7 protein-coding genes are annotated in these 5,624 nt (G+C 71.9%); 3 read left to right on the top strand and 4 right to left on the bottom strand.

Going from position 1 to position 5,624, the window contains the following annotated elements; translation table 11 throughout:
* From DKT68_RS21085 to DKT68_RS21075, 3 genes are all read left to right on the top strand, one after another.
* The coding region (locus tag DKT68_RS21085) for a class E sortase (protein ID WP_236647010.1) at positions 1–1,191 on the top strand (1,191 nt) is incomplete at its 5' end.
* A gap of 4 nt (positions 1,192–1,195) precedes the next feature.
* Entirely contained in the window at positions 1,196–1,480 is a 285-nt protein-coding gene (locus DKT68_RS21080; RefSeq protein ID WP_109819133.1) for a hypothetical protein, read from the top strand.
* 2 nt (positions 1,481–1,482) lie between these two features.
* Complete coding sequence (locus DKT68_RS21075) at positions 1,483–2,133, top strand: aminodeoxychorismate/anthranilate synthase component II (protein ID WP_109819132.1); 651 nt, start codon at positions 1,483–1,485, stop codon at positions 2,131–2,133.
* 60 nt (positions 2,134–2,193) lie between these two features.
* Here DKT68_RS21075 and DKT68_RS21070 read toward each other — a convergent pair whose 3' ends face one another.
* The 4 genes from DKT68_RS21070 to DKT68_RS21055 form a co-directional block, all read right to left on the bottom strand.
* Positions 2,194–2,484: a hypothetical protein gene (locus tag DKT68_RS21070; protein WP_236647009.1), complete on the bottom strand. Its 291-nt coding sequence runs from the start codon at positions 2,482–2,484 to the stop codon at positions 2,194–2,196.
* 154 nt (positions 2,485–2,638) lie between these two features.
* The gene (locus DKT68_RS21065; RefSeq protein ID WP_236647008.1) at positions 2,639–3,322 is read right to left on the bottom strand and encodes a SanA/YdcF family protein; all 684 of its coding nucleotides are present in this window, start codon (positions 3,320–3,322) and stop codon (positions 2,639–2,641) included.
* A 94-nt stretch (positions 3,323–3,416) separates the two neighbouring features.
* Positions 3,417–5,240 (bottom strand): Stk1 family PASTA domain-containing Ser/Thr kinase, encoded by a 1,824-nt coding sequence (gene pknB / locus DKT68_RS21060; RefSeq protein WP_109819130.1) that lies wholly within the window; start codon positions 5,238–5,240, stop codon positions 3,417–3,419.
* On the bottom strand, positions 5,237–5,479 hold the full coding sequence (locus DKT68_RS21055; protein WP_201749128.1) for a hypothetical protein: 243 nt from the start codon (positions 5,477–5,479) through the stop codon (positions 5,237–5,239). Before DKT68_RS21055 ends, pknB begins: the two co-directional genes overlap by 4 nt.
* Positions 5,480–5,624: the final 145 nt, after the last annotated feature.

The following is a 5,624-nucleotide window of genomic DNA, read 5'->3' as shown; positions in this document are numbered from 1 at the left end:
CCCGACAGGCCGGGCGTACCGCCGGCCTCCGGCGGTACGCCCGGCCTGTCGGGTGCCAACCCGGCCCACCCGGGCCTGCCGGGTGGCCACCCGACTCCTCCGGGCACGGCAGGTGGCACGCCGACCCGGCCCGCGACGCCCGGCACACCGACCTCTCCGGGTGGCGACGCCCCCACCGCGCTTTTCCCCCAGGTCGGCACCGGGCCCGCGCGGCCGACCGGCTCGCCGGCCGCCCCGGTCTCGCCGGCCGGCCCCGACCGCACCGCCGACCCGGGTGCGACCGCGCTGATCCCGAAGGTGCCCGCCGGGCCCGTGCCCCGGCCGCCGGCCATGGACTCCACGGCGCTGATGGGCGCCGTCCCCCGCACTCCGACCACCGACGACCCGGCCGGCGCCGACGAGAGCCCCGCCGACCCTCCGCGGCCACGACGCGGCGAGCGGGTGGTCCAACTCCGACCCGAGCAGACCGGCGAGGGCTACAAGAGCGTCTACTCCGAGCTCACCCGTCCCTCGCTCGCCTCCCGGCTGCGCACGGGCATCCGGGTGACCGGCGAGGTCCTCATCACCTTCGGGCTGGTAGTGCTGCTCTTCGCCGGCTACGAGGTGTGGGGCAAGTCGGCCATCGTCGACGCCCACCAGAACGACCTCAGCAACGAGCTCGCCCAGGCGTGGGGGCCCACCGACGACCCCACGGTCGCCCCGTCGGCCACCCCGAGCGTCAAACCGTCGCCGCCGGTCCGCGGCAAGCCCATCGCGGGCCTCTACATCCCCAAGCTCGACAAGAACTGGGTGGTGGTCGAGGGCGTCACCCAGGCCGACATCCGGTACGCCCCGGGCCACTACCCGACCAGCGCCCTGCCGGGACAGGTCGGCAACTTCTCCGTCGCCGGCCACCGCAACCGGGCCACCTTCTGGCGGCTGGACGAGCTGGACGACGGCGACGCGATCGTGGTCGAGGGCAAGACCGAGTGGTACGTCTACCGGGTGTCGCAGTCCCGGATCGTCAAGCCGACGCAGGTCGAGGTGGTGGCGCCGGTGCCCGGCGAGCCGGACAAGAAGCCCACCAGGCGGATGCTCACCCTCACCACCTGCAACCCCAAGTTCGACAACTACCAGCGCCTGATCATCCATGCCGAGCTGGACCGGACCCAACCCAAGTCGGCGGGCCGCCCGGCGGAGCTGGGAGGCTGACCCGATGTACGCGTTCATCTGGCGCAAGCTGCCGTTCGGCCTGGCCGGCAAGCTGACCGGCTCGGTGCTGCTCGCCGCCGCCGCGGTGGCCCTGCTCTGGTACGTGGCCTTCCCCTGGGCCGAGCCACTGCTGCCCTTCGACGACGTGCAGGTCACCCAGGACTCCGGCGTACCCGGCGAGTCGGGCGGCGGCGACGCGGTGACCGACGAGGCCCCGGCCGGCGACGAGCACGAGCTGCCGTACGACACCGACCGCAACAACTCCGCGCCGCCCTCCCCGAACAGGTGACCATGCGCGTCCTGGTGATCGACAACTACGACTCGTTCGTCTTCAACCTCGTGCAGTATCTGGGCCAGCTCGGGGTGGACTGCGAGGTCCGCCGCAACGACGAGATCGACGTCGCCGACGTGGGCCGGTCGGGTGCCGCCGGCATCCTGCTCTCACCCGGTCCGGGCAGCCCCGACCGGGCCGGTGTCTGCCTCGACGTCATCCGGGAGTACGCGGGTCAGCTGCCGATCTTCGGCGTCTGTCTCGGCCACCAGGCGATCGGCGAGGCGTTCGGGGCGACCGTGACCCGCGCCCCCGAGCTGCTGCACGGCAAGACCTCCGAGGTGCGGCACCAGTCCGTCGGCGTGCTCGAGGGCCTGCCGGACCCGTTCACCGCCACCCGTTACCACTCGCTGGCCGTGCTGCCCGAGACGCTTCCGGACGAGCTGGAGGTCACCGGCTGGACCGGTTCCGGCGTGGTGATGGCGATGCGGCACCGGACGCTGCCGATCGAGGGCGTGCAGTTCCACCCCGAGTCGGTGCTCACCGAGGGCGGCCACCTGATGCTCGCCAACTGGCTGGCCGGGTGCGGCCACCCGGAGGCGCTGGAGCGTGCCCCGGCACTGGCCGCCGAGGTCGACGCCCGTCGCCGGGCCGCCTTCGCCACCACCTGACCAGCAGCCGACCCCGAGTTATCTGGTGATCCATGTTTTCGGTATCCCTTCCCGGATTGGTCAGAACAGAAAGAAACCCACGACGTACGGCGCAAGGGAGGCGGCAACGCACGCGAGCCAGTACCGGGATCCCGGGGCGGCCGTCCTGCGACGCATCCACAGATTGTTCAGACCCCAGATCAGGCCGAACAGGCCGAACACCGGCGCGGCGATGACCAGCCAGAGGAGCATCCCGTCGTCCTCGTTCGGGTCCCGCTGCGTCCACCCCAGGGTCGCCAGCGGACCGTTCACCATGATGTACCACGCCAGGAACAACGGCACGATTGCCGGAATCCCCAGCAGCACGTTCACGCCGACGGGTACCGGCAGCTTCCACGTCCGCCCATTTTCCAAATTTGATGTCCCACCTACTGGGCACGACTGAGTCTGTTGTAGTTTCCAGCACGTTGTCAGGCCGAGCAGCTCGCGTCCGTACGGATGCGTCGACGCTGGACTCGACGGCGGGTCAGCCGCGCTGCGCGTTCCGGACCGCCGGATCCGCGGGCGAGCGCACCGCGGGCGGCCGGTCGCGGACAGCGTCCCATGCCGCCTTGCCACTGGCGAAGTAGTCCCGGAGCGACTTCTCGGCCAGCAGGGCCCGGCCGCACCCGGCGCAGCGCGCGGCCACCCCGTCGACGTCGAGACCGAGATGTCGGCACAGCGTCACGGCCCGGGACAGGTGGTACGACTGGGTCACGACGAGGGCCCGCTCGACCCCGTACACCTCGCGCGCCCGGGCACAGCTGTCGTAGGTGTCCAGGCCGTACGGGTCGGCCACCACCCGACGCGGATCGACACCGAGGTCGGTCAGGTACGACGTCATCACCGCCGGCTCGTCACCCGACGTGCCGGCCCCGTCGCCCGACACGAGGACCACGCGCGCCCGGCCGCTGTTGACCAACTCGGCGGCGGTCTGCAGCCGGCCGGCCAGCCGGTCGCCCGGTTGACGGCGATCGGCGGCCACGGCGGTGCCCAGGACGATGACGACGTCGGCGGCCGGCGCGTCGGCCTCGTCGTACACGTGGCCGCGCGCCGAGATCGTCGTCCACAGCCACGGAAGACTGGCGACGAGCAGCACGGCCACCGCCACCACGGCCACCCGGATCAGGCGCCGCCGCCACCGGTTCGCCCGTTTCGGGGGGTCGGTCACCGAGCCCAAGAACCGCTTCCGACCTGCGGCCTGACCTCACCCGAGGTCCTGCCGGCGATCAGGCCGACGGGCCCGAGAGCCGGAGCCACCGGGCCTACTCCTCGTTGAGCCGGGTCGGCGGGCGTGGGATCGGCAGACCGCCCCCGCCACCGGTGCCGGGAGTGGTCGGCGTGGCGCTCGGCGTCGCCGTCGGCGTCGCCGTCGCGGTCGGTGTCGGGTCGACCACCTCTGGCTGACTCACCTCGATGGTCACCCTGGTGCCGCTCGGCTTCTTCTCCTTGGCATTCGGGTTCTGATCGGTGACCCTTCCGGCCTCCGCAGCCGGCACGTCCGGACCGTCCTCAGTGTTGACCGTGAATCCGGCGTTCCGGAGGACGCGGGTGGCCTCCTCCTCGCTCAGCCCGACGACGTCCGGCACCTCACGCACGTTGCCCTTGGACACGGTGAGCGTCACCAACGTGCCCTCGGGGACGCGCTGCCCCTCCGGCGGGTCGACGCTGATGACCTCGTCCTGGCTCACCTCACTGTTGACCGTCTTGATGTCGTATCTGAGCTTCGCTTCCTCAAGCCGAGCGATGGCGCTCTCCCGCTTGCTGCCCTTGAGCCCAGCCGGGACGGGTATCTCGGGTTTGCCGCCACAGAGCTGAATGGTGACCTGACGCGTCGGCTCCAACTGGGCGCCCGGCTGCGGGGTCTGCCGAACCACCGTGTCCTTCTGGCAGTCGCTCGCCAGCACCGGATCGCCCACCACCGGCTGGAAGCCGGCCTTGCTGATCTCGGCGAAGGCGGCGTCCCGGGTCTTGCCCGTGAGGGTGGGCACGGACTTCAGGTCCTTGTCCTGCTGGTTACTCCAGAGCAGGGCGGCGACCAGGGCGATCACCGCCAGCACGCCGACCGCGCTGAAGGTCGCGATGAGCCAGGAGGACGCCTTGCGCTGGCGCGGGTCGCCGACCCGGGCCGGGATCTGCCGGGTCTGCTGCGCGCCGGCGGCGGGCGGGTAGCCGCCACCACCACCGGCCGGGGCCATCGCCACCGTCTCGGCCTCGCGCATCACCGGAGTCGCCAGCACCGGCCGGCCAGCGGCGGCGCGGAGCAGGTCGGCGCGCATCTCGCCGGCGCTCTGGTAGCGGTTGAGCGGGTTCTTCGACAACGCCTTGAGCACGATCGCGTCGACCGCCGGGTTGACGTCCGGGTTGATGTCGCTCGGCGTCGGCGGCGTCTCCCGCACGTGCTGGTACGCGACGCTGACCGGGCTGTCCCCGACGAACGGCGGGTGCCCGCAGACCAGCTCGAAGAGCACGCAGCCGGCCGCGTACACGTCGGAGCGCGCGTCCACCGCCTCACCGCGCGCCTGCTCCGGCGAGAGGTACTGGGCCGTGCCGATCACCGCGCTGGTCTGCGTCATGGTGGTCGCGCCGCTGGCCAGCGCCCGGGCGATGCCGAAGTCCATCACCTTGACCTGGCCGGTCTGGGTGAGCATGACGTTGCCCGGCTTGATGTCCCGGTGGATGATGCCGTGCCGGTGGCTGAACTCCAGCGCCGCGCACATGTCGGCGCAGATCTCCAGCGCCCGGCGGGGCTGCAACCGGCCCTCGGCGCCGAGCACCTCCTTGAGGGTCCGCCCGTTGACGAACTCCATGACGATGAACGGCAGCGTCTCGCCGGTCGGCGCGGTCTCCTCGCCGGTGTCGTAGACCGCCACGATCGCCGGGTGGTTGAGCGAGGCGGCGTTCTGCGCCTCCCGGCGGAACCGCATCTGGAACGTCGCGTCCCGGGCCAGGTCGGTGCGGAGCATCTTGATCGCGACGTCCCGACCGAGTCGGAGGTCGCGACCGCGGTGCACCTCGGCCATGCCGCCGTAGCCGAGCAGCTCGCCGACCTGGTACCTGCCACCGAGCAGGCGGGCCTGCGCTGTCATCGCGTCTGTCGTCCTTCGCTCGTCGTCGTCCCGCCGTCGCCCGGCTGGAGCCGTACCTCAAGACGGTACGACGTCCGGGTCGCATCGTCGCGTCCGTCGAGCCGCAGCGCGCCGGACGTCACGGTGTGCGGAGCGAGCGCGCCGGATTCACCGGCTTGCGACTGCTTCCGCAGGTTGTAGGAAATCACGCCGGAGCAGAGCAGGACCAGCGCGGCCAGCAGGATGGCGAGAAGCACCATTCCGGGCCGGGACCGGCGGGGTTCGGGTGACGGCAGCGCCGGATTGGGCTGCCGGGCGTACGCCGGCTGGTGTTCCTGCCGGATCGGCGCCTGCGGCACCGCCGCGGCGCCGCGCGGGTAACCGGTCGGGGCGACCGGTTACCCG

The sequence above is a fragment of the Micromonospora acroterricola genome, from assembly GCF_003172955.1.
Classification (GTDB): domain Bacteria; phylum Actinomycetota; class Actinomycetes; order Mycobacteriales; family Micromonosporaceae; genus Micromonospora; species Micromonospora acroterricola.
The sequence above is the reverse complement of the archived record's forward strand: the minus strand, read 5'-3'. Positions and strand labels throughout refer to the sequence as shown.